Source organism: Burkholderia anthina, from assembly GCF_001547525.1.
GTDB lineage: Bacteria > Pseudomonadota > Gammaproteobacteria > Burkholderiales > Burkholderiaceae > Burkholderia > Burkholderia semiarida.
This window is the reverse complement of the sequence record NZ_CM003768.1, coordinates 1436663-1460902: the sequence shown is the minus strand read 5'-3', so window position 1 is coordinate 1460902 and position 24240 is coordinate 1436663. Positions and strand designations below refer to the sequence as shown.

At 65.2% G+C, this 24240-nt stretch carries 17 protein-coding genes; 1 reads left to right on the top strand and 16 read right to left on the bottom strand.

Annotated features, from left to right (window positions below; genetic code table 11):
* Positions 1 to 262: 262 nt before the first annotated feature.
* The 4 genes from WS64_RS06850 to WS64_RS06835 all read right to left on the bottom strand — a co-directional run bounded on the left by WS64_RS06850 (position 263) and on the right by WS64_RS06835 (position 3823).
* Entirely contained in the window at positions 263 to 988 is a 726-nt protein-coding gene (locus WS64_RS06850; RefSeq protein ID WP_060966905.1) for an amino acid ABC transporter permease, read from the bottom strand.
* Between the two features lie 2 nt (positions 989 to 990).
* Entirely contained in the window at positions 991 to 1713 is a 723-nt protein-coding gene (locus tag WS64_RS06845; protein ID WP_059643266.1) for an amino acid ABC transporter permease, read from the bottom strand.
* Between the two features lie 94 nt (positions 1714 to 1807).
* The gene (locus WS64_RS06840) at positions 1808 to 2623 is read right to left on the bottom strand and encodes an ABC transporter substrate-binding protein (RefSeq protein ID WP_059584343.1); all 816 of its coding nucleotides are present in this window, start codon (positions 2621 to 2623) and stop codon (positions 1808 to 1810) included.
* A 207-nt stretch (positions 2624 to 2830) separates the two neighbouring features.
* Positions 2831 to 3823 carry a fimbrial protein gene (locus tag WS64_RS06835; RefSeq protein ID WP_244166578.1) on the bottom strand — a complete coding sequence of 331 codons (993 nt, stop codon included), beginning with the start codon at positions 3821 to 3823 and terminating at the stop codon, positions 2831 to 2833.
* Here WS64_RS06835 and WS64_RS35170 point away from each other — a divergent pair.
* Positions 3813 to 4019 (top strand): hypothetical protein, encoded by a 207-nt coding sequence (locus WS64_RS35170; protein ID WP_226223262.1) that lies wholly within the window; start codon positions 3813 to 3815, stop codon positions 4017 to 4019. The two genes, WS64_RS06835 and WS64_RS35170, sit on opposite strands and share 11 nt — an antisense overlap.
* 43 nt (positions 4020 to 4062) lie before the next feature.
* Here WS64_RS35170 and WS64_RS06830 read toward each other — a convergent pair whose 3' ends face one another.
* From WS64_RS06830 to WS64_RS06775, 12 genes are all read right to left on the bottom strand, one after another.
* Positions 4063 to 7050, bottom strand: coding sequence for a two-partner secretion domain-containing protein (locus tag WS64_RS06830; RefSeq protein WP_060966076.1), 2988 nt, complete (start codon positions 7048 to 7050; stop codon positions 4063 to 4065).
* Positions 7051 to 7130: 80 nt separating this feature from the next.
* Complete coding sequence (locus WS64_RS06825; protein ID WP_060966075.1) at positions 7131 to 7937, bottom strand: fimbrial biogenesis chaperone; 807 nt, start codon at positions 7935 to 7937, stop codon at positions 7131 to 7133.
* A 4-nt stretch (positions 7938 to 7941) separates the two neighbouring features.
* Complete coding sequence (locus WS64_RS06820; protein ID WP_244166577.1) at positions 7942 to 10680, bottom strand: fimbria/pilus outer membrane usher protein; 2739 nt, start codon at positions 10678 to 10680, stop codon at positions 7942 to 7944.
* A gap of 89 nt (positions 10681 to 10769) precedes the next feature.
* Positions 10770 to 11528, bottom strand: a complete 759-nt coding sequence (locus WS64_RS06815) for a fimbrial biogenesis chaperone (protein ID WP_081103788.1) — start codon at positions 11526 to 11528, stop codon at positions 10770 to 10772.
* A 24-nt stretch (positions 11529 to 11552) separates the two neighbouring features.
* The gene (locus WS64_RS06810; protein ID WP_059643254.1) at positions 11553 to 12137 is read right to left on the bottom strand and encodes a fimbrial protein; all 585 of its coding nucleotides are present in this window, start codon (positions 12135 to 12137) and stop codon (positions 11553 to 11555) included.
* 971 nt (positions 12138 to 13108) lie between these two features.
* Positions 13109 to 14413: an MFS family transporter gene (locus tag WS64_RS06805; protein ID WP_059584128.1), complete on the bottom strand. Its 1305-nt coding sequence runs from the start codon at positions 14411 to 14413 to the stop codon at positions 13109 to 13111.
* A 233-nt stretch (positions 14414 to 14646) separates the two neighbouring features.
* Complete coding sequence (locus WS64_RS06800; protein WP_059638654.1) at positions 14647 to 16326, bottom strand: SpoVR family protein; 1680 nt, start codon at positions 16324 to 16326, stop codon at positions 14647 to 14649.
* Positions 16323 to 17591: a YeaH/YhbH family protein gene (locus WS64_RS06795; RefSeq protein WP_006476064.1), complete on the bottom strand. Its 1269-nt coding sequence runs from the start codon at positions 17589 to 17591 to the stop codon at positions 16323 to 16325. The genes WS64_RS06800 and WS64_RS06795 overlap by 4 nt, the downstream gene beginning before the upstream one ends.
* A gap of 125 nt (positions 17592 to 17716) precedes the next feature.
* Complete coding sequence (locus WS64_RS06790; protein WP_027784391.1) at positions 17717 to 19639, bottom strand: PrkA family serine protein kinase; 1923 nt, start codon at positions 19637 to 19639, stop codon at positions 17717 to 17719.
* 551 nt (positions 19640 to 20190) lie between these two features.
* Positions 20191 to 21963, bottom strand: coding sequence for a methyl-accepting chemotaxis protein (locus tag WS64_RS06785; RefSeq protein WP_059638826.1), 1773 nt, complete (start codon positions 21961 to 21963; stop codon positions 20191 to 20193).
* Positions 21964 to 22250: 287 nt separating this feature from the next.
* Entirely contained in the window at positions 22251 to 23180 is a 930-nt protein-coding gene (gene rbsK / locus WS64_RS06780) for a ribokinase (protein WP_060966074.1), read from the bottom strand.
* Positions 23177 to 24208, bottom strand: a complete 1032-nt coding sequence (locus WS64_RS06775; RefSeq protein ID WP_050012587.1) for a LacI family DNA-binding transcriptional regulator — start codon at positions 24206 to 24208, stop codon at positions 23177 to 23179. Before WS64_RS06775 ends, rbsK begins: the two co-directional genes overlap by 4 nt.
* Positions 24209 to 24240 lie beyond the last annotated feature (32 nt).

Sequence of the window (24240 nt, the reverse complement as noted above, 5' to 3'; positions counted from 1 at the left end):
CGATTCTCGTTCGATCCGCCCTCACGGCCTCGAACATCGCATGGAAGCTAATTGAAACCGTGGAAAGGCCGCGTCAATCCGATTATCTTTATTTTATGTAATGACATATTCCGTCAACTGCAAATATCGACGGTATTGTTAACGGCAATCCGCGCGAATCTTACCTCATCCATCATTTCGAAAAAATCCCTGACAGAATTGCGAGGTCGAATCGGCATGCGACCAGTAATCGGCTCCCTTGCAACCGCGTATCGGGATTACATCATCGGAGGGATTTGATCCGTTCGACCGCCGTGCTCTCGACACGCCGCGACCGCGGCCGCCACGACAGCAACCACCGCGCCGCGCCGTCGAGCGACGTGCACAGCACCAGATAGATGACCGCGACGAACAGGAAGATCGGCGCCGGATACACCATCAGCCGGTTGTTCACCTGCGTTGCAACGAACGACAGTTCCGGCACGCCGACGATATACGCGAGCGACGTGTCCTTCACGAGCGCGACCCACTGGTTGACGAACGACGGCGTCATGATCCGGATCGCCTGCGGCAACAGCACGTAGCGCACCGTCTGCCAGCGCGTGAGCCCGAGCGACAGGCCGGCCTGCCATTGCCCGTCGCCGGCCGCGACGATCCCCGCATGCACCGCATGCGCGAGATACGCGCCACCGATCAGCGCCAGCGCGCACACGACCGTCGCGAGCCCCGGCACATCCATGTGCAGCAGCACCGGCATCAGGAAATACGTCCAGAAGATCAGCATCAGCACCGGAATCGCGCGAAAGAAGCCGATGAACGCGAGCAGCAGCACGCGCGCCGGGCCGCGTACAAGCGCCATCGCGACGCCGAGCACCACGCCGAGCGCGGCCGACGCGATCGCGGACGCGAGCGCCAACACCAGCGACAGCGCGGCGCCGCCGAGCGGGCCGTCCGGAAACGCGCCGACCAGCAGGTACGGCAGATTCGAGAGCAGCAGCGAAAGATCCATCGTCAGCGCCCCGCTCCGAGTCGGTCGCGCCATTGCGTGGCCGCATACGCGCCGGCCTCGATCGCGGCCACCGCCGCGACGTACAGCAGCGTCGCGACGCCGAATGCGGCGAACGTCTTGAACGTCTCGGTCTCGACCTGCCGCGACGCATACGACAACTCGGCGACGCCGATCGCCATCGCGAGCGACGAGTTCTTCACGAGATTCATGTATTGGCCGAACAACGGCGGCAACGCGATGCGCACGGCCTGCGGCAGCACCACGTAGCGCAGCGACTGCATCGGCGTGAGGCCGAGCGCGGCCGCCGCATCGTGTTGCGCACGCCGCACGCCGCGCAGGCCGGCTTCGCATTCCTCGGCGACGAAGGCAGCCGTATAGGCGCTCAACCCGACCCACCCGGCCACGAATTCGAACGACGGCCACGCGAGCGTGAACGGGCCCACGCTCGCGGCATGGCGCGCATTGAGCCACGCCGTCCACGTATCGGGCAGCAACGACGCGACACCGAAATACCAGAACAGCAACTGCACGAGCAACGGCGTGTTGCGAAATGCAATCACGTACGCGGCGGCGGCCGCACGCGGCGCCCTGCCGCGTGCATGCCGCATCACGGCGAGCAGCAGCCCGCCGACGGTCGCGGCGACGGCCGACGCGGCCGCGAGGCCGAGTGTCAGCAGGAAGCCCTGCCAGAGCCAGGACAGATATTTGGGAGCCAACCCGAGCATGCTGGGAAGCGCGCACGAAGCGCGCGATCGGAGGTATACGAACAACGCCGCGCGGCCGATCTTCCGGCCGGTCGCGGCGTGCGTGCGGAAGCGGTCAGGTCTTGTCGCCGATCCGGAAAATGCGCGTGAGCGGCGTCTTCGTCGTCGGCCCGAACCATGCGTCGTAGATCTGCGTGGCGCGGCCGCTCGCCTCGAGCCCCTTCAGCGTGTCGTTGACGAAGCCGAGCAGGCGCGTCTCGCCCTTCGGCACGCCGACGCCCATGTAGTCGTTCGAGATCGTGAACGCCGGGATCTCGTAGTTCTGCTTGTCGGGCACGTTCGCGAGCAGGCCGATCAGCTTCGGGCCGTCCTGCGTGATGGCCTGCACGTTGCCCGCGCGCAGCGCGGCAAATGCGAACGGCGTGTCGTCGTATGCGACGATCGTCGCTTTCGGGAATTTCTCGCGCAGCGTGATTTCGTTGGTCGTGCCCTTGTCCGCGCCGACGCGCAAGCCGTTCAGCTGATCGGCCGATTTCAGCACGCCCTTCTTCGCGAGAAACTGCTGGCCTGACGAGAAATACGGGATGCTGAAGTCGACTTGCTTCGCGCGCTCGTCGGTGATCGTGAAATTCGCGAGCACGAGGTCGACCTTGCCGGAGGTCAGGAACGGAATGCGGTTCGCGGGGTTGGTCGGCTGCAGTTGCAGCTTCACGCCGAGCTTGTCGGCAAGCGCCTTCGCGTAATCGACGTCGAGACCGACGATGTGGTTGCTTTTCGCGTCGACATAACCGAACGGCGGGTTGCTGTCGAACGTCGCGACGCGCAGCACACCGGCCTTCCTGATGTCGTCGAGACGGTCCGCATGCGCGACGGTGCCTGCGGTAATGAGCGCGACCCCGACGAGCCACGTAGCGAGCGTGTTGATTTTCATGAGCACGACCTGATTTGTTATGGAGGCCGCCGCGGATCGCGCGGCGGCACGGTTCGAAAAACATCGCGGCGAAGTGTGTCGTCGCGAAGCCGCTAACGTATCAGCGCGTGCGGCGAATCCGAACCAACAAATGGTGCTTTGCTCTGCGGGTTTCGTGATGAGGCCGGCGGGTCGGCACCGGCTTGACCACCGATCGATGCATCGCGTTCACGGAAACGTCAACGAGAATTCCGCGCCGCCACCGGCATAGCCGGGGCCCAGCTCCGCATCCGTACCGGTGCGGATGTACTGCGCGCTCAACGGCATGACGGCCATGTCGCCCGTGCGCCGCATCGGATACTGGACGGCCGCGCCGGGCTCGCCGTATGCAATCCGCTCGCCGGTCAGCGCATTCGTCATCACGATGTTGAACCCGCGCGCGACCTTCTGGCCGGCCGGTGCGCTCAACTGCAGCAACGTCTTGTCCGGATTCGGCTGCGTGGCCTTGTCGCGGAAACTGATCAATGGCTTCGCCGCTGCCGCGCACTGGCTGAGCGAAATATCGAAACTGACCGGCTTCGACATCGCGTTCACGGTTGGAAAATTGTTGATCGAAAAATTGCCGAGCGTGACCGGCACGATCATGTTCGACTGGATCTCGCAGCGGTTCGGCACCTGGATCTCGCACTGGCTGCCGATGCAGACGTTGCCGACGCCGACGAAGGTCTTCACCTGCTTGCACAGGTTGGGCGGCGTCGTTTGCTCGGGTACCACCACCGTGCTGCCGATCGAAGCGACACCTTTTGGAAAGTCGATCGCATAAATCGCGACGGTCGGGCTGCCCAGCAGGTTCTTGACGACCAGCTTGCCCTCCGGCAATTGCGACACCGGTTTGTCCAGCACCAGAAATTGCCGGAAGCGCACCATTCGCGCGTCGTTGCCGCCTCCCACCGGTAGAGCAAGTTCGGACTTTGCGGTTACCATCGGCAGCGCGCTCTGCAGCAGCGTGCGCTCGCTGCTGTCGTCGGACACGCCGGCCCATTTGAAGCCGATCCCGCTCACATTCGTCTGCGCAACACCGTTCGCGACCACGCTGCCGGGCATCCAGTGTGCGGCGCTCACCAGTTCGTGCGCCGTCGGCGCGACGCCGTACGCGAACGAGACTATCAGAGAAACCGTGCGTTGATACAGGATCGCGCCGACCGGCGTCGTGCTCGTCAACGGCGTGATCATTCGCCAGGATGACGCGTCGGCGTTGCTGAACGTGCACCCCAGCGCCGTCGCGCCACTGCTGCTCTGCGCCATCGCGTTCGTGCCGAATGCAAGGATGCATCCCGCCGTCGCCAGGCGACGCATCGCCCGGCCGACTCGCCAAAGCCAGCGCCGTCGAATCGTCTTCATGCTGCCCTCCCGTTGAATCGGCGACGGGAGCCGGCCATGCTCGCCCGCCGCCTGCTGCATTACTCGATCACACCGAGATTGAGACCGGCGATCTTCTGCAGCGCAGCTTCGCCGGACACGGTGCTGTTACGGAAAATGCCGCGATTGATGCCGACGAGGCCGCCGAAGGTCTGGTTCGGCCGTCCGTCGACGCGTCCGCTTGCGTCACCGCGCTCGACGAGCCCGGCGTTCAGGCCCACCAGACCACCGAGCGTCGCGCAGTAGGCGGCGCCGACCGTCCCCCATGCCGATACGTCGCGCATCGTGCCGAGGTTTTCGCCTGCGAACCCGCCGATCGTGCTCGACTGGCCGCCCATCACCTTGCCAGCTGCAGACGCGACGTCGATCGTGCCGAACCGCCTGTTGGCGCCCGCGAAGCCGCCCACCGACGCACTCGTGCCGGCCACCACGTCGCCGCTCGCGTTCACACCAACCAATTCGGCATCGTTGTTGCCGACGAAGCCGCCCGTCTTGCTGTAGCTGCCGCCCATCGTCTTGCCGCGTGCGACCGAGTCGACAATCCGGCCGCCGAGATGACTGCCGACGAAACCACCGTTCGCACCCTGGCCGCCCGTTACCGTGCCGTGCGCTTCCGCCATGTCGATGGACGCGTTGTCGCCGAGGTTGATGCCGACGAAACCGCCCGTCGAACCTGCCGACTGGCTCGACACGGCGCCCAGCGCCTTGCCGTCGGCCACCTTGCTCTGATTCAGCCCGACGAAGCCGCCGACTGCCTGCGCGTATCGGCCGTCCACGGCACCGCTCGCGCTCGAACCGGTGATCGTGCCGGTATTGTTTCCGGCAAACCCGCCTGCCGTGCCGCTCGAGCCGCCCGTCACGCGCCCGAGCGCCGTTCCGTCGACGATCGTGCCGAACAGGTTCGAACCCACGAACCCGCCGACGTTCGCGCTGGCGACATACGCGCCCGATGTGGTGCCACGGCTCGTCGAGCGCAGAATTTCACCGCGCCGATTCACGCCGACGAGACCGCCGACCGACGCGCCGCCGGAAACGGTCGCGTTGGACTCGCTGTCCGACACGATGCCGGCACGCTGTTCCAGTCGGTTCTCGCCGACCAGCCCGCCCACGGCATCCGACATGCCGTTGCCCGTTACCGATCCCGAAAACTGCGCGTGGGAAAGCTCGCCGCTATTGATGCCGACGAGACCGCCCAGCACGTTGCTGCGGCTGGCGCCGGCACTCATCTGCATGCCCGTCGCCGTCACGTTCGAGATCTTGCCGGCGTTTTCGCCCACCAGCCCGCCGATCGCGACCGGACCGACGCCCGAGGCTGCGCTGACACGCAGCGACTTCAGGTTGAGGTTGGCGATCGTACCGGTGTTGCGGCCGAACAGCCCGGCATAGGCATCGCTGCTCGCGATGGCGAGATTGCTGATCGTGTTGCCGAGGCCGTCGAACACGCCGGCGAACGGCGTGCCCGAACCGATCGTCTTGAGCGACGAGCCGTAATAATACGAACCGGCGATATCGTTGCCGAGCACATACAGCGCGTCGAGATTCGCGTTGACGGCCTGCAACTGCTGCAGATTCTGGATCACGGTATAGCGATAGCCGTTCGACTCGAAACCGGCACCGGCCCCCGACAGCGTCACGGCCGCACCGCCCGCGAGGGCGTGCGCGACGCCGTAATCGAGCGTCAGCAGCGCGTTGGTGCCGGTCAGCGCGATCGGCGCCGCGATCTGCACGTTGTTCTTCGCGGCAATGGCCATGCTCGCATTCGCACCGGTCGCACGCAGCGCGCCGTTGATCGACACGTCGCCTTGCCGGCCGGCGAGCGTCAAGCGATTGCCGCTGGCCCAGGTCACCGGGCCGTCGACCGACAGTTGGCCGCGTTCGGCGATCAGCTCGACATCGGTGGTCGCGAGATTGCGCGACAGCGTATCGGCCACGATCGTACCTGGCTGGTTCGCGCCCGCCTTGACCGACATATCCGACGATGCGATGCGCCAGGTGCCGACGCGTCCGTTGGTTGCGCGCGTATCGACCCTCGCGCCAAGCGCGATCTTCACGTCGGCGCCGCGGGTTTCGACCGTGCCGCCGTCGCCCGGCGTCGACGCGCTCGCGTTCATCACGCCCGCGACGTTGACGGTGCCGGCGTCGTAGCCGTCCAGCGAAATCCGGCCCGCGACGTTTCTGAGCGTGCGCGCCTCGATGGTGCCCTGGTTGTTGACCACGGTGCGCAGCAGCGTATCGGCGGTCTTCGCGCTCATCAGCACTTGCCCGCCATCGGCCTTCAGCAACTGCTCGTTGCTGACGAGCGCATCGACGATGCCTCGGTCGATCTGCACGTTGAGCAGCTTGCTGCCGTCGAAGTTCAGCGTGGCGTCGCTCCCCGCGCCCAGCGCGACAGTGCCCATCTGCGCCTGGATGACCCCGTTGTTGAAGACTTTCGCGCCGAGCAGCGCGATCGCGCCGCCTTCGCTCGCCACGAGATTGCCGAAGTTGCGCACTTCGGTCGGAGACTGGCCGGAAAACCGGTAGCGGCCTGCGTCGAAGTCGTCGTTCTTGATATCCAGCGTCGTCGCCACCAGGCCGCCGACATTGACCTGTGCGCCCTTGCCGAACAGAATGCCGTTCGGATTGACGAGGAACACGCGGCCGTTCGCATCGAGATTGCCGTAGATTGTGGTGCCGTCCTGGCCGACGACCCGGTTCAGCGCGATCGACGCCGCGGACGGCTGGTTGAACTTGACGCGCTCGCCTTTGCCGATGTTGAACGCTTGCCAGTCCGTCACGAGCTTGTCGCTATGCTGGTTGATCGACATCTGCCGCCCGTTGTCGTAGCGATGGATGTCGCCGTTCCCGGACACGATCTTCTCGCCTGTCGGCAGCGCATACGCCGATGTCGCCGCGCCGCCGGCGAGCAGCGCCAGCACCGCGACGACGCGCGCGCGCGTCGCCGACTTGCCGCGCCGGCGCACCCGTTCGCCGGCGACCTGCCACGCGCCTTGCGCGTCGCTCCATACCAAAGAATAGGTCTTGTTCACGTTCGTTTTTCCTTGTTGTGGTTGAATCCCTGCCGATGCCCACGGCAGGACGGGTACTGCAAGCTTTCACGCGCCGGCCGTTACGGCGGCGCGAGCCGCGCGCGGTATTCGTGCGCGGCGCCGCTGTCGTCGACGGCGTCGAACACGATCTCGCCCGGCCCCGTGCCGGCCTGCGCGCCGATCGGGATCTCGACACGGCCGAACGGTGCGATATCCATTACCGTGTTCGCCGGCATCGCGCCCTTGCCGTTCAGCAACACACGCGTGAGCGTCACGTAGTACGGCGTGGGATTGAGCGCGACGAGCGGCGCCGGCGACGCCGCCTCGTTCGCGCCGGCGTGCGACCATGCGAGCCGGTTCGGTGCCTCGTCCGGATCGCCGTCGAGACCGGGCGGCCGAACCAGTAGCTTCATCCGCAGCCGGTACGCGATGCGCAGCGCGTGTTCGCCCGCCGGTGCGGCCGGCGGCACTTCGAGCAGGTTGATCCAGAAACAGGACTCTCGATCCGCGGCGAGGCCGCCGCCCAGGGACTGCACACGGATCGACAGCGGCTGCCCCGGATCGAGCCGCGCGAGCGGCGGCGAGACGACGAACGGCACACGCAGGCGGCCCGGATCGGCGTTCGCATCGCCATCGTCGAGCCACGCCTGCACGAGGATCGGTGCGTCTCCGTCGTTGCGCGTGAAGATGGTCAGTGCGCGCGCGTCGCCCGGATAAACGAAGCGCGTGCCGACCACGGATAACGCTGCGTCGCACCGCATCGTGCCGACGCTCGCGACGCAGCCGAGCACGGCCGCACACACGACCCGCACAACGACGGGGCGATGGCGCCAGCGGGGCCGCAGCGTGTGAATGACGGCGGCGAAACGGGATGTCGATCGACGCATGGGGCTAGCGCTCGCCAATACGATCGGCCGCCGATGCCACCGGCGTCGGCACTACCGTCGCCGCGCGGCAGACGCCGCTCAGCGTCACGTAGCCGGTTCCCGCACGCTGCGCGGCCGGCACCGCGTAATCGATCACGCATTGCTGATCGGCGCGCGTGCCCCATTCGACGCGAATCTGGCCGTCTTCCGCGGGACTGCGCACGAACAGCCGGCTACCCTGCCCCACCACGCCGAGCGCCGCACCGGTATGCGCGTCGAGCGCACGCGCGGCGAACGGCAGCGGCCGGCCGTCGTCGGTTTGCGCGTCGATCAGCAGCGCGCGCGCCTTCACCGTGTCGTAGGACAGCATGACGATCGAACCGGAGCGCGGCGCCACGCTGTGCGACACGGTCTTCAGTTCGACGTCTTCCGGCACGTCCTTCGGGTCGATGTCGACCTTGTTGAGCTGATACGGGATCAGGCTCGGCACGATCGCGTAACCGAAGCGGTCGACGCGTGCCGTGGTGTTTGCCACCAATGCGCCGCGCGCGTTCGGCGCATGCACGACACCGATGGTCTCGCTCAACGTGGGCGCCGGTGTCAGGCCGCCCGGGTGCAGCACCAGGCCGCCCGTTGCGTTCGCAGACGCCTGCTGATAATCGCGCCCGATGCCGACATTCGCCGACAGCGACACGGCCGGCCGCTGATAGCCGACGCCGAAACTGCCCGACGACGCGCGGTTGCTGCCGTCGTAGCTCGACGACAGCGAATACGATCCGCCGTTTTGCTGGCCGAAACGGCCCGCGAGGCCGGCCGTCGCGCTCGTACCGGTGCTGCTGTCATGCGTGACGAACGAGCTGAAGATCGGTGCGCGCCGCGTATTGCGACCCAGCGGAATCGACACGTTCAGGCTCACGAGCGTGCTGCCCGACGTGCCGCCGAACGACCGGTCCATCACGGACAGATTGCGCACGCGTTGCACCGACGCGGTGATCGTGGCGTCGCGCCACTGCGTGTTGTAGCCGAGCGTGAAGCTGAGCGTCTGCCCGCGTCCCGCCCAGTAGCTGAGCGCCGATCCGTTCGCGTAGACGCTGCCCGTGCGCCCGACCTGCTGACTCACGTTGAGGTCGACGCGATTGCGCACGCGCGCGATCGATGCCAGACCCGCGCCGGTGTTGCTCTGGGCATTCAGCAGCAGCGCGTCGCGCAGGCCGAGGTAGCCTTTGGTCGAGTAGCGATACGCGAGCAGCGAAAAGTTCGTGCCGCTGTTCGGCAGGTTCTTGCTGTACGACACGCGCACGCTGGAGCCCGTCATGCGCTCGCTGCCTTGCGGCTGGGTGCGCGCGACCGTGACGTCCGCCGCGAAACCGCCGATCGCCGTATTGAGCGCGACGCCCGTCAGCACCGACTGGTAGCGGTTCGCGAACGCGGCGCCGCCGTAGGCCGTCACCGCGTTGCTGATGCCTCGCCGCACCGTGAACTGGCCGACGTACTGCGTGCCGATGTCGGTGCCGCCGCCGAGTTCGATCGCCTGCCCGGCCATCGCGCTGAACCGCGTGCTGCCGGGCCGCAACAGTTGGACCGTCGTCGCGAACGGAACCACGAAGCTGCGCGTTTCGCCGTTGGCCTCGGTCACCGTCACGTCGAGGTCGCCGCCGTAGGTCATCGCCTGCAGGTTGTCGATCGTGAACGGCCCCGGTGCGACGGTCGTCTCGTGAACGAGATAGCCGCGCTGGTAGATCGACACCTTGGCATTCGACTGCGCGACGCCCCGCACGACCGGCGCATAGTCGCGCTGTTCGTCGGGCAGCATCCGGTCATCGCTGGAGATTTGTACACCGCGGAACGACACACCGTCGAACAGCGTGCCGTTGGTCGAGCTTTCGCCGGCCAGCAACTGTGCGCGCCAGTCGGGCAGATCGGTTTGTGCGTATACGTAGCCGCGCTGATAGCGGGTGCCGCCGCGCTGCGACCACGTGAGGTTGCCGTTGTGGCGAATTCGGAACCGCCCGGCGCTCGCGGCCATCGACAACCCGGTGTAGAGCTGCGAGAACGCGTAGCCGCTGGAACGCGTATTGAACACGCTCGCGCTGTAGTTCAGCCACGCGGCAGGCACGCCGTTCGTCCAGTTCGACGGATCGACGTAGGTGCTCCGGCTGGCGAGCCGCATATAGAACTGCGGCGCCGTCAGATACAGTTTCTGCTCGGCCGCATCGAACGACAACGCGGCACCGGGCACGTAGCGCGACAGCGCATCGCAGATCGTGCCGTCGGGCATCGGGTTCGGCGGCTGGTCGCCATCCTGGCCGCGCGCGCTTCGGTCGAGGTCGACGCCGACCCGCTGCAGCAGCGCCTTGTCGTAGCAAGGCGTCACGTCGCCGCGCGCATCGGGGCGGAACGTGATGTCCTCCACGCCACGCCACAGTCCATTGACGATCAGATCGACCCGATGCACGCCTGCCGGGACCGTATTCGGGCGCTCGAAAGGCGTCGTATCGATCGGCTCGCTGTCCGGGCCGTGCATCAACATCGAATCGTCGAAGCGCGTCGCGCCCGCCGCGGGGTTGGCCGGCGCCGTACCCGCGGCCGCGCGACGCTCGTCCTCCTGCGCCACCGTGTCGATCGTGTCCGCGATGGCGTCCGTACCCGACACCATCGCGACCGTCGCGAACACGGATGCGACCGCCAGCAGACACGGCCGCTGCGGCAACCGGAGCGCAAGCCCCGTCGCGCATGAAGAGTGGAAACCTGCTGAACTGCGCATGTGGATTCAGTTAGTTCGTATACCGAATTGATAAATGGAATCCGGCATACTGGATGGTGCCTTCCGGATGCGTTGCGTGGACCGACTGCTCAGTCGGTCAGTTTTTTCGTTATCGTGGTGCGGCCGCCGTAGTCGTCGATGAGCATGTAACGTACGGCCGTCGGGAGATGCGACTGCACGGCGGCGCCTCGCAGCGGAAAACGCTGCGACGCGAACGGTGCGACCATCCCGCCACCGGCCGACACGAACGTGCCGCCGAAGCCGCCTTCGACCATCCCGAACGAAACGTAATACGGCGTCGGGTTGGAGACCTCGAGCGACATCTGCCGTTCGCCCGCATGCGACGTATCGGTCGCCGCCTTCCACACCAGTTTTTCCGGTGCCATATCGACGTCGTTCGCCAATGACGAAGGCCGATAAAACAGCTTGATACGGGTTCGGAACGCGAAGCGCAGCTGATTGTCCGCATCGGGACGCACCGTTGGAACTTCCAGCACATTCAGCCAGAACACCGATTCACGGTCGGCCGGCAACTTCGCCTGCATGTTGGTGATGCGCAGCACCGCGCTGCGCCCCGCCTCGACGCGCGCCAGCGTTGGCGTGACGACGAATGGCGTGCGCATCTGCTCGGGCGGAACGTCGGCGCGGCCGTCGTCGATCCAGCTTTGCGCGAGCACCGGATCGGAACCGGAGTTTTCCATCCGGACCGTGACGTCGCGCGAGCGCTCGGGAAAAATCACCCGCGTACCGTCCAGCAAAAGCGCCGCCTGCGCCAGCGTGGCGCAGGCGGCCCACGCCATGACACCGGCCACGACTTGTAAATAAGGACAACGAACTGACAAGGTCATGACATGGAATGGAGAATGCGCCGATCAGTGATACGCGAGCAGATAGCGGATGAACGAGTTGCCCGAACCAGTCTTGATCGCATCCGGTGCGGCCGTCGACACATACGACGCCGTATAGCTGAGCGTTGCGACGTTGTTCTGGACGGTCGCGACCTGCGCTTCGGTGATGTTCTGCGGCTTGCCGAGCATGATCTTGCCGGACTTGCCGTTACCCGCGTCGCTGATCTGGATCTCGACGCCTTCCGCCGGTTTCGTGCCGATGAGCTTCAGGTTGCCCGTGGCGGGGTTGATGTTCACCGACACCGGATCGAATTCGATCACGACCTTCGTGTTGTTGGTACAACCGGTATTGCCGCCGATGGCCAGATTGAACGCGACAGGCGTCGACGTCGCCCCGATCTTGTCGAACGTGCCCGGGCTGATGCGATCGCCGAGCTGCACCTCTTTCCGGTTGCCGGGGCCGGGCGCTTCGCCATTGATGTTGCAGGTAACGTCGGAGATGCTGCCGTAGAAATCGAGCTGGCCATCGAACGCGTGCGAAACCGACGGCACCATGGCGACACTCGCGACACCCGCTGCAACGCAACCCCGAAGCAGATTCATTTTCATCGTTGGATTCCTCTAAAAATGGACGATTTTTCTCGGAAGAGACGATCGGCGCATGGGCATTCAGCCTTCCACCGCTTGCCGGCACCGCCGATCGGATCGCGTTATTCCGGAAGACTGGATGACTTCAACCGAAAAATGACGACCGCAGCCATTCTATTTATTTGGATGACTTTCCGATATCGGACGAGTAAGAAATATCGGAATCCTTATCCGTTCGGATAAATCCTAACCACGAAACCGGCTCGATATCAGCCAACCGGCATAGTTTCGGCCATCTGCGTCGACCGGCCGGAATGCGCGCACGGGCCGGCGAATCGCCTTCCCGGCAGCACGAGACATGGTCTGTCCCGGTTGTTTTTTGCAGCTTGTCCTGAATCGTCAAAAAATATTCACATTAGTCAAAAACCGGCAATTCCTTATATCAAAATTAAAACGCTCGATAACGTACCATCAACGAAGATAGAAAAAAGGACAAATCGCATGATCGGGGCAATGCACGCCGGGTTTTCTTTGACGAATTACCCGCACACGAGCATTGCCAATGGAAATTGGCATGCCTTCCCGGCTCACGGTTGAAAATCCACATTTTTGGACCGGTTATATCGACACCCGCACTATTACGGACGTGTCCCATGCGCGTCTTCAAGCCGAGAGCCGGCCAGGCACTCGTCGCTCCTCGCCCGGCAGTGGGCGCAGCACGCAAAAAAACGCCCGCTGCAAGCAGCGGGCGCGAATCCCAGTCAAGGAGGTGTCACACGAACTACGGGTTCAGAGTAAGGAAATCGCCCGCAACAGGCAACGAATCGATTTCCATATCGATATGACGGCGTACGCTCATGCCCGCGCCTGTCCAGGCTCCGGCACCGGATCCCGACCGCGCGTCGCCCCGGCGGAATCGCGCGCACCAACGAAAACGTCCCGCCGCTGGCGGGACGTTCGTCACGATGCACATGCGCGCACGGCGCAATCGATCACGGCTCGTGACGCAGGTACCCTTCCTTGCTCGGATCGCGCATCCGCCACGACACGATCAGCGAGATCGCGCACAGCACGGTCACGTACCAGTAGAAGGTTTCCTCGCTGCCGATCGACTTGAACCACAGCGCGACGTACTCGGCCGAGCCGCCGAAGATCGCGTTCGCCACCGCATACGACAGGCCGACGCCCATCGCGCGCACTTCCGGCGGGAACATCTCGGCCTTGATGAGGCCGCTGATCGACGTGTAGAAACTGACGATCGCCAGCGCGACCGTCACCAGCACGAAGGCGGCCACCGGGCTCGTCACGTCCTTCAGCGCATGCATCAGCGGCACCGTGCCGATCACCGCGAACGAACCGAACAGGATCATCGACGTGCGGCGGCCGATCTTGTCCGACAGCGCGCCGAACACCGGCTGCATCAGCATGTAGACGAGCAGCGCGACGGTCATCACGTTGCTGGCCGTCTTCGCGTGCATGCCGGCCGTGTTCACGAGGTATTTCTGCATGTACGTCGTGAATGTGTAGAAGATCAGCGAGCCGCCGGCCGTGAAGCCGACCACCGTGAAAAACGCGCCCTTGTGCTGCCACACGCCGCGGATCGTGCCCGCGTCCTTCTTGTCGCGCGACGCGCTCGTCGACGTCTCGTCGAGCGACTTGCGCAGGTACAGCGAAATCAGCGCGGCCGCCGCGCCGACCACGAACGGAATGCGCCAGCCCCATGCCTTCAGCTCGCCGGCCGACAGCGTCTGCTGCAGGATCACGAGCACCAGCAGCGCGCACAGCTGGCCGCCGATCAGCGTCACGTACTGGAACGACGCGAAGAAGCCGCGACGGCCCTTGAGCGCCACTTCACTCATGTAGGTCGCGCTCGTCCCGTACTCGCCGCCCACCGACAGGCCCTGGAACAGCCGTGCGACCAGCAGCAGCGCCGGCGCGAGCGCGCCGATCTGCGCATAGGTCGGCAGCACCGCGATCACGAGCGAGCCGCCGCACATCATCAGCACCGAGATCATCATCGCCGCGCGCCGGCCATGACGGTCGGCGATGCGGCCGAACAGCCAGCCGCCGATCGGACGCATCAGGAAGCCGGCCGCGAACACGCCGGCCGTGTTCAGCAACTGCGTCGTCGTGTTGCCGCTCGGGAAGAACGCCGGCGCGAAGTACAGCGCGCAGAACGAGTAGATGTAGAAGTCGAACCACTCGACGAGGTTGCCCGATGAGGCGCCGACGATGGCGAACACGCGCCGCCGGGTGTCATGCGCGGACAGCGCAGCTTGGTCGGTCTGGACGTCCATGGGTTGGTCTGTTCCTTTTAGTGCTTTCTGGGCGAGACGGCCGGGGCCGCCGCGTGCGGTCGCGCGTGGCACCGGTTCCGGCGCACGGCGCTACGGGATTTTAGCGAAATGTAAAGTAACAGGCTTTGCGGGTTCGTCCGGATGTAGAAAATTTTTCTCCCGTCACCCGTTCGTCATATGAAAACGCCAGCCGGCAGGCTGGCGTCGGATGCAAACATGTTCGACCGCGACGATCACACGCGTACCTCCGGCGGCACGTAGCGGCACTCGTAGCGCTTGCGCACGGTGCCGGCCTCGTCGACGCTTTCCAGGTACACGTCGAACTGCCAGAGCCGCGCCATGTGCTTGAGCACTTCGTCGCTGTCGTTCGACAGGTGGCGGTTGTCGGTCATGAAGTGGCGCAGCGTGAGGCTGCGGTCGCCGCGCGTGTTGACGGCCCATACCTGGATATTCGGCTCGCGGTGATGGATGTCGTACTGCCGCGACAACGCCTGCCGCACGTACTGATAGCCGGAATCGTCGTGGATCGCCGATACCTCGAGCGAATCGCGCATGTCGTCGTCGAGCACCGAGAACAGCCGCATCTCGCGGATCAGGTTCGGCGACAGGTACTGCGCGATGAAGCTCTCGTCCTTGAAGTTGCGCATCGCGTAGTGCATCGCCGGCAGCCACGGCGTGCCCGCGATCTCCGGAAACCACTTGTAGTCCTCTTCCGTCGGCGCTTCGCAGATCCGGCGAATGTCGCTCATCATCGAGAAGCCGAGCGCATACGGGTTGATCCCGCTGTAGTACGGCTTCGTGACGGGCGGCTGGTAGACCACGTTGCTGTGCGAGTGCAGGAACTCCATCATGAAGCCGTCTTCCAGCTTCCCCTGGTTGTACAGCGTATTGAGCAGCGTGTAGTGCCAGAACGTCGCCCAGCCTTCGTTCATCACCTGCGTCTGCCGCTGCGGATAGAAATACTGGCCGATCTTGCGCACGATGCGGATCACCTCCCGCTCCCACGGTTCGAGCAGCGGCGCATTCTTCTCCGCGAAATACAGCAGGTTCTCCTGTGGCTCGGGCGGATAGCGGTCTTCCTGCTCCTCCGTCAGCTCGGGCTTCTTGCCCGGCAGCGTGCGCCACAGTTCGTTGACCTGCGATTGCAGGTACGCCTCGCGCTCGCGCCGCAGCGCCGCTTCCTTCGACAGCGACGGCTTCTGCGGCCGCTTGTAGCGGTCGACGCCGTAGTTCATCAGCGCATGGCACGAGTCGAGCAGTTCCTCGACGCGATCGAGACCGTAGCGCTCCTCGCATTCCGCGACGTAATTCTTCGCGTACACGAGATAGTCGATGATCGCGTGCGCGTCCGTCCACAGCCTGAACAGGTAGTTGCCCTTGAAGAACGAATTGTGCCCGTACGCCGCGTGCGCGATGACGAGCGCCTGCATCGTCATCGTGTTCTCTTCCATCAGATACGCGATGCACGGGTTCGAATTGATGACGATTTCGTAGGCCAGGCCCATCTGCCCGCGGCGGTAGCTCTTCTCGGTCGCGAGGAAGTGCTTGCCGAACGACCAGTGACGGTAGTTGACGGGCATCCCGACCGACGCATACGCGTCCATCATCTGCTCGGCGCTGATCAGTTCGAGCTGGATCGGGTAGATGTCGAGCTCGTATTGTTCGGCAACCTGCGAGATGTGCGTGTCGTATTCCTCGAGCAATTCGAACGTCCAGTCGGACGGGCACGGCAGCGGCTTGCGTTCGGCAACGTTCATACGCGCTTCCTTTTGCCCGGAACCGGGCAAGTCGGCGGCCGGCGGCGGCGGCTCGGCCTGCCCGGGTTGCTGCGATGCGGCAGGGCCGGCCGTGTCGTCGCCGGAAGGGCGCGGCTCGTAGCCGCGCGACTCGTTGTGCAGATGGCGGCTCGTCATGACATTTCCACCTGCTTTTCGAACAATTCGCGAAACACTGGGTAAATGTCCGCAGCCGATTCCACTTTTTTCATCGCGAGATGCGGTTGCGACAGGGCCAGTTGCGCGTATTCCAGCCACAGGTTCTGCTCTTCCGGCGCGACCTGGATATACGCGAAGTAACGCGTCTTGGTGAGGATATCCTCTTCCAGGATTTTGCGACACTTGGGCGAATCGTCAGTCCAGTTGTCGCCGTCGGACGCCTGCGCGCCGTAGATGTTCCACTCGGTCGGCGAGTAGCGCTCGTCCATCACCTTGCGCATCAGTTCGAGCGCGCTCGACACCACCGTGCCGCCGCTTTCGGTCGAATGGAAGAAGGTGTCCTCGTCGACCTCCTCGGCCCGCGTGTGGTGGCGGATGAACACCACTTCGATGCGCTCGTAGTTGCGCTTGAGGAACAGGTAAAGCAGGATGAAGAAGCGCTTTGCAAGATCCTTGCGCTGCTCGTCCATCGAGCCCGACACGTCCATCAGGCAGAACATCACGGCCTGGCTCGACGGCTGCGGCTGCTTCACGCGGTTGATGTAGCGCAGGTCGAACGGATCGATGAACGGAATCCGCCAGATGCGCCCTTTCAGGTGATGGATCTCGGCTTCGAGCGTCGCGATTTCCGCGCGGCGGTCTTCCGGGTCGCTCTTCAGCGCTTCGAGCTGCGCCTCGAGCTCGCGCAACTCGTTGACGAGCGGCGAGCCGAGCGCGATGCGCCGGCCGAGCGCGCTGCGCAGCGAACGCACGACGTCGATGTTGTTCGGCGTGCCTTCCGCCGACCAGCCCGCGCGCACGTTCTTCCAGCTCGGCACCGTCAGCAGGTGCGTCTTCACGAGGCGCGGCAGTTCGAGATCGTCGAAGAAGTACTGCATGAACTCGTCGCGCGACAGCTCGAACACGAAGTCGTCCTGCCCTTCGCCCTCGTTGCTCGCCTGACTGCCGCCGCCCCCCGAGCCGCCTTGCGGACGCGGGATCTTGTCGCCGCGCACGTAGTCCTCGTTGCCCGGGTGCACGTATTCACGACGCCCGCCCGGCGCGTGCCGGAAATTCGGCTCCGCGATGTCCTTGCGCGGGATCGTGATACTCTGCGTGCTCTGGATATCCTTGATGCTACGGTCGCGCACCGCGTCGGACACGGCGCGACGAATGTAGTTCTTGACGCGACGCAGGAAGCGTTCGCGATTGGCGATGCTCTTGTTCTTGCCGGCCAGCCTGCGGTCGATGATTTGATGAAGCACTCCCGGTCTCCCGCTCGAAAGTCGATCTGCCGGGGCACTCGCCGCGCATGCCGTCTGCCGTCATGCGGGTGGCGCCTCTGAAAGTGCCCGTACGGACTCGCCGTACGGGCGCGATACCGCGCGTGTCATGACGACTTGCGCACGCGCAGGTACCAGTCGCAAAGCAGCCTCACCTGCTTCGGCGTATAGCCCTTCGCGACCATCCGGTTCACAAAGTCCTCATGCTTGCGCTGCTCCTCCGCCGAGCCCTTCGCGTTGAACGAAATGACCGGCAACAGTTCCTCGGTATTCGAGAACATCTTCTTCTCGATCACGACCCGCAACTTCTCGTAGCTCGTCCACACGGGGTTCTTGCCGGCGTTCGCCGCCCGTGCGCGCAGCACGAAGTTCACGATCTCGTTGCGGAAATCCTTCGGATTGCTGATCCCGGCCGGCTTCTCGATCTTCTCCAGCTCCGCGTTCAGCGCGGCGCGATCGAAGCTCTCGCCCGTGTCGTGATCGCGGAATTCCTGGTCCTGGATCCAGAAGTCCGCATACGTGACGTAGCGGTCGAAGATGTTCTGGCCGTACTCCGAATACGACTCGAGATACGCCGTCTGGATCTCCTTGCCGATGAACTCCGCATAGCGCGACGCGAGCACGTCCTTCACGAACGACAGGTACTTCTGCTCGGTTTCCGGCGGGAACTGCTCGCGTTCGATCTGCTGTTCGAGCACGTACATCAAATGCACCGGGTTCGCCGCGACCTCGCTCGTGTCGAAGTTGAACACGCGCGACAGGATCTTGAACGCGAAGCGTGTCGACACGCCGGTCATCCCTTCGTCCACGCCCGCGTAGTCGCGATACTCCTGGTACGACTTCGCCTTCGGATCGGTGTCCTTCAGATTCTCGCCGTCGTACACCTGCATCTTCGAGAACAGGCTCGAATTCTCCGGCTCGTGCAGGCGCGACAGCACCGAGAACTGCGACATCATCTTCAGCGTGCCCGGCGCGCATACGGCCTCGGCCAGCGACGAATTGCGGATCAGCTTCTCGTAGATCTTGATCTCTTCCGACACGCGCAGGCAGTACGGCACCTTCACGACGAAGATCCGGTCGAGCAGTGCCTCGTTGTTGCGGTTGTTGCGGAAAGCCTTCCACTCCGACTCGTTCGAGTGCGCAAGAATCACGCCGTCGAACGGAATCGCGCCGAAACCTTCGGTACCCTTGAAGTTGCCTTCCTGCGTCGCGGTCAGCAGCGGGTGCAGCACCTTGATCGGCGCCTTGAACATTTCGACGAATTCGAGCAGGCCCTGGTTCGCGAGGCACAGGCCGCCCGAGTAGCTGTACGCGTCGGCATCGTCCTGCGCGTATTGCTCGAGCTTGCGGATGTCGACCTTGCCGACCAGCGAGGAGATGTCCTGGTTGTTCTCGTCGCCCGGCTCCGTCTTCGCGATGCCGACCTGCCGCAGGATCGACGGATAGCGGCGCACCACGCGGAACTGGCGGATGTCGCCGTTGTATTCGTGCAGGCGCTTGACGGCCCACGGACTCAGGATGCTTTTCAGGTAGCGGCGCGGAATGCCGTATTGCTCCTCGAGGATCGGCCCATCCTCGTCGTAGTCGAACAGCCCGAGCGGCGACTCGTTGACGGGTGAGCCCTTCAGCGCATAGAACGGCACGCGCTCCATCAGTTGCTTCAGGCGCTCGGCGATCGACGACTTGCCGCCGCCCACCGGGCCCAGCAGATAGAGGATCTGCTTCTTCTCTTCAAGACCTTGCGCAGCGTGGCGGAAGTACGCGACCACCTGCTCGATCACCTCCTCCATTCCGTAGAACTCACGGAATGCCGGATACACCTTGATGACCTTGTTCGCGAAGATCCGCGACAGGCGCGGGTCGTTGCGGGTATCGATCTGTTCAGGTTCCCCGATTGCTTCCAGCATGCGTTCACCAGCCGTCGCGTACGCGGATGGATCGTTCTTGCAGAGCGCGAGATACTCCTCCAGCGAGAGCTCTTCCTCTCGCGTTTTTTCGAAGCGGTTCGCGAAGCTGCTGTAAATATCCATGCTACCTCCCTCGCCTGAGTCTGAAGACGTGCCTGCCTTCGTATGACTGCGCAGAAGCAAGCGCGTTCGAATTCATCCTAAACCCTTTCTTATTTTTTTTCACGAACTCTTCGTATGAAGTTCGTCATTCTCGACAACACCGCTTGGACAACGCATTTCGTCGTTTTACAATCGATTTCCCGAGCCGCAGAAACTGCATCCGCCGCGTCTCGTCGAACACCGAAACGTCTCGTGCGTTGGACACCTCCGACGTCGCCACCTCCTCCCTTCATCCCTTTACGTTCGAGCGGCCGCGTGCGATGACACGCCGCGCGAACCGTTACAAATTTTTTTCGCAGTCCCTTACGGACATACCCGTACGACGAACGCGGGAACATGACGCGCACGCAGCGCATTCCGGCGAATCTCTCGGTGCGCGACGCTCGGCACACCTGCCGATGCGCGATCGACTCGTCCGCGCTGTCACATTTCGTCCGCCGCAGAAACGGCAACGCCCGCGGATCGCGGGCGTCGTCGTCACCAAATGGGGATAGATACGCGGCGCACGCGAATCAGAACGTCTCCCAGTCGTCGCCACCGGCGGTCGCCGCTGCCGGCGCGGGTGCGGGGGCGGCCGACACGGCGGCGGGCTTGCGCGCCGGCGTCGCGGTGCTCGCGCGTTTCGGCGCGGCCTCGCGTTCGACGCGCGCGGCAGCCGGTGCGGGCGCAGCAGCCGGCGCGGAAGGCGCGCGAGGCGCGTGACGTGCGGCAACCGCAACGACGGTGCCCGCACGTGCCGCCTCGTCGTCGAGCTGGAATACCGCCGCCGTTTCGCGCAGGCGGGCCGCCTGCTCCTCGAGCGACTGCGCGGCGGCGGCGGCTTCCTCGACGAGCGCGGCATTCTGCTGCGTGACCTCGTCCATCTGCGCGACCGCGCGCGCCACCTGGTCGATCCCGCCGCTCTGTTCCTCGGACGCCGCAGCGATCTCGCCCATGATGTCCGTCACGCGCTGGACCGCGCCGATCACGTCGCTCATCGTGCGTCCCGCCTCGTCGACCAGCGTCGAGCCCGTCCGGATACGCTCCACCGACGCGTCGATCAGCGCCTTGATTTCCTTCGCCGCGCTCGACGAGCGCTGCGCGAGGCTGCGCACTTCGCCCGCGACGACCGCGAAGCCGCGGCCTTCCTCGCCCGCCCGTGCGGCTTCGACGGCCGCATTCAGCGCCAGAATGTTGGTCTGGAACGCGATTCCCTCGATGATCGCGATGATGTCCGCGATTTTCGCCGAGCTGTCGTTGATTTCCCCCATCGTGCCGACCACCTGGCCGACCACCGTGTTGCCCTTGTTCGCAATTTCGGACGCATTCGCCGCCAGCGAGCTTGCCTGACGCGCATTGTCCGCATTCTGCTTCACGGTGCCCGTCAGTTGCTCCATGCTGGACGCGGTTTCCTGCAGCGCAGCAGCCTGTTCCTCGGTACGCGACGACAGGTCGATGTTGCCGGCGGCGATCTGGCGGGCCGCGGTCGCGATCGACTCGCTGCCGCCGCGCATGGTGCGCACCGTGTCGACGAGCCCGCGCTGCATCCTCGCGAGGCCCGCCAGCAACTGGCCCATCTCGTCGCGCCGGTCCACGACGATCGGCCGGCGCAGGTCGCCCGCGGCGATCGCGTCGAAATGCGACAGCGCGTCGGCGATCGGGCGGCCGATCGCGCGGCTCAGCGTCAGCCACGACAGCACCGCGGCGCCGATGCCGACCAGCAGCACGACGATCGACAGCACGCGCATCGTCTCGAACACCGATTCGGCCTGATCGAAGCGCGCTTGCGCATTGGTGAACTGGAAGCCGCGCAGCGCTTCACCGGCCGCGGCCAGCTCGGTATAGCGCGCCTGAAGCTGCTTGGCGCCGTCGCCGATCCGCTCGTGATCGCCGGCCGCGACCGCGCTCGCGAACGCGTCGCAGCTGCTCTGCAACACCTTGCGCCGGGCGACGACGTCCTGTGCGAGCCGGTCCTCGTCGGCGTCGCGCGGCAGCGCAAGGTACTTCTGCCACCAGGCGTCCGATTGCGCCCGCATCGCGCGGCTGCGCTCGATGGCCGCCGCCGAGTCGGGCGTGCCGGCCAGCAGCGCGGCACGGTCGAGCGCGAGGCGCTCGCGCGCGGCGAACATTTCCGCCATCGCCACGTCGACCGCGCTCGGCATCTGGTTCGTGAAAATCTCGCGCGTCGAATCGTTCGAACGCGTCATCCCGTGCAGACCGAGCACGCCGGTGACCGCCAGCAGTACCGCCAGAAACGCCATCGTGAAACCGATGCGCGCCCGAATCGTCAGGTTCCTGAACACCATCATCCATCCTGTGTTGCGTCGTCATGAACGGGCCTGGCCCGTTGGCTCGAAGCATTGCTTCACTTGGTGCATTTACGACCGCACGACGCATAACTTGATGGTTTTGGCGTGTTTATTTCGAATTATTCGTCTGTTTATTTCATAAGTCTGAATAAATGACGGAATTCGGGTCGGGATGGGGAATCGCCAAAGGCCAGTGGGAACGCCAAGCATTGCCGGGGCCGCCGCCGGCCGTCTCATGCGACGCACCGGCAGCGCGATGGAACCGGAAAACCGGGGATCCGGCCCTAGTCGGCCAATTCGGCGCGCGTCGGAATCGACGGCTGCGCGCCCGCGCGCGTGACCGACAGCGCCGCCGCGCGTTGCGCGAAGCGGATGGCCGTGTCGACGTCCGCGCCGGCCGCGAGCCGTGCGGAAAAGCCGCCGATGAAGGTGTCGCCGGCCGCCGTCGTGTCGATGGCCTCCACGACCGGCGCCGGATAGTGATGCGCGGCGCCGTCGGCGGTCAGCGCAAGCACGCCGCGCGCGCCGAGCGTGATCAGCACGTTGCGCGCGCCGCCGGCCTGGAGCGCCCGCGCGGCGGTTTCGGCCTGCGCCGGATCGCGCACCGGCAGCCCGGTCAGCGCGGCTGCCTCGACCTCGTTCGGGATCAGGTAATCGACGAGCGGCAGCCAGCCGTCCGGCAGCGGCGCGACGGCCGGCGCCGGATTGAGCACCACCGTGCGGCCGAGGCGGCGCCCGGCCGACAGCGCCGCGAACACCGCGTCCGGCGGCGTCTCGAGCTGGCAGATCAGCACGTCGGCCGCCGCCAGCGCGGCCTCGTGCCGCGCGATCGTATCGGTCGTGACCTCGCCGTTGCCGCCCGCGACGATCACGATCGCGTTCTGGCTTCCGTCGTCGACGACGATCAGCGCGACGCCGGTCGACGCCGACACGCTCGTCGCGAGCCCCGCGCAGTCGATTCCCTCGGCCTCGAGGCCCGCGCGCAGCGCGGCGCCATGCGCATCCGCACCGACGCAGCCGATCATCGCGACCTGCGCGCCGAGCCGGGCGGCGGCGACGGCCTGGTTGCCGCCCTTGCCGCCCGCCGCCTGCGCGAACGCATGCCCGGCGAGCGTTTCCCCCGGCAGCGGCAGCCGCGGCGCCCGCACGACGAGATCCATGTTGAGGCTGCCGACCACCGTCACGCGGCCGGCGCCCGTTGCGCTCGCCGTCATGCGCGAGCGCCCGGCGCGGCCGGCTCGCGATAGACCGCCGTCGATTCGCGCAGCACGAGGCGCGGCGACACGACGCGGCGACGGCTCGGCACGGCCGTCGAACCGCCACCGATCCGTTCGATCAGCGTCTGCGCGGCCATTTCGCCGAGCGCGCGCACCGACTGGCCGACCGTCGACAGCGCCGGATACGTGTAGCGGGAAAATTCGATGTCGTCGAAGCCGATGATCGAGCAGTCGTCGGGCACGCGCAGCCCGCGCTCGGCCGCCGCGCGCAGCGCGCCGACGCCCATCAGGTCGTTGCCCGCGAAGATCGCGCTCGGCCGCACCGATTCGAACAGCCGCGACGCCGCGTGATAGCCGCCCAGGCACGAGAAATCGCTTTCCGCGATCGCGCCCGGCACGATGTCGACCCCGCGCTCGGCCATCGCGCGGATGAAGCCGTGCACGCGCATCGCGCTGACGGCGGTGTCGGTCGGCCCGGTGATGCAGCCGATCTTCGCGTGTCCGAGTTCGAGCAGGTGGCGCGTCGCGAGGTACGCGCCGCGCTCGTGGTCGATCTGCACGAGATCGGCCGCGAGCCCCTCGATGTTGCGATCGACGACGACGAGCGGCGCATGGATATCGGCGAGCGTCTGAGCGAGCACCGCGTCCTCGCCCGCCGAAGCGACGATCAGCCCATCGATGCGCTTTTCCTGCAGCACGCGCAGGTAGTTGCGCTGCTTCACGGGATCGTCGTCCGAATTGCAGAAGAACACGCAATAGCCGTTGGCCGCGCACTGATCCTCGATCCCGCGCGCCAGCTCGGCGAAGTACGGATTCGTGCTGTTCGGCACGACGAGGCCGATCGTCGCCGTCGCCCGCGCCTTCAGCGAGCGCGCCACGGCCGACGGCACGTAATTCAGCTCGCGGATCGCGCCCTCGACCTTCGCACGCACATCCGCGGACACCGGCCGCGAATTGTTCACCACGTGCGAGACGGTCGTAAATGACACGCCCGCCATGGCCGCCACATCCTTGATCGTCGCCATTTCCCGTTTCTCTCTGGTCTGTTCTGTCTGTC

Excerpts from the sequence above, each read along its gene's own strand:
- WS64_RS06845 (WP_059643266.1), bottom strand. The coding sequence starts at position 1,713 with ATGCTCGGGTTGGCTCCCAAATATCTGTCCTGGCTCTGGCAGGGCTTC.
- WS64_RS06820 (WP_244166577.1), bottom strand. The coding sequence starts at position 10,680 with ATGCGCAGTTCAGCAGGTTTCCACTCTTCATGCGCGACGGGGCTTGCG.
- WS64_RS06775 (WP_050012587.1), bottom strand. The coding sequence starts at position 24,208 with ATGGCGACGATCAAGGATGTGGCGGCCATGGCGGGCGTGTCATTTACG.
- WS64_RS06850 (WP_060966905.1), bottom strand. The coding sequence starts at position 988 with ATGGATCTTTCGCTGCTGCTCTCGAATCTGCCGTACCTGCTGGTCGGC.
- rbsK (WP_060966074.1), bottom strand. The coding sequence starts at position 23,180 with ATGACGGCGAGCGCAACGGGCGCCGGCCGCGTGACGGTGGTCGGCAGC.
- WS64_RS06785 (WP_059638826.1), bottom strand. The coding sequence starts at position 21,963 with ATGGTGTTCAGGAACCTGACGATTCGGGCGCGCATCGGTTTCACGATG.
- WS64_RS06815 (WP_081103788.1), bottom strand. The coding sequence starts at position 11,528 with ATGACCTTGTCAGTTCGTTGTCCTTATTTACAAGTCGTGGCCGGTGTC.
- WS64_RS06800 (WP_059638654.1), bottom strand. The coding sequence starts at position 16,326 with ATGACGAGCCGCCATCTGCACAACGAGTCGCGCGGCTACGAGCCGCGC.
- WS64_RS06840 (WP_059584343.1), bottom strand. The coding sequence starts at position 2,623 with ATGAAAATCAACACGCTCGCTACGTGGCTCGTCGGGGTCGCGCTCATT.
- WS64_RS06805 (WP_059584128.1), bottom strand. The coding sequence starts at position 14,413 with ATGGACGTCCAGACCGACCAAGCTGCGCTGTCCGCGCATGACACCCGG.
- WS64_RS06810 (WP_059643254.1), bottom strand. The coding sequence starts at position 12,137 with ATGAAAATGAATCTGCTTCGGGGTTGCGTTGCAGCGGGTGTCGCGAGT.
- WS64_RS06790 (WP_027784391.1), bottom strand. The coding sequence starts at position 19,639 with ATGGATATTTACAGCAGCTTCGCGAACCGCTTCGAAAAAACGCGAGAG.
- WS64_RS06825 (WP_060966075.1), bottom strand. The coding sequence starts at position 7,937 with ATGCGTCGATCGACATCCCGTTTCGCCGCCGTCATTCACACGCTGCGG.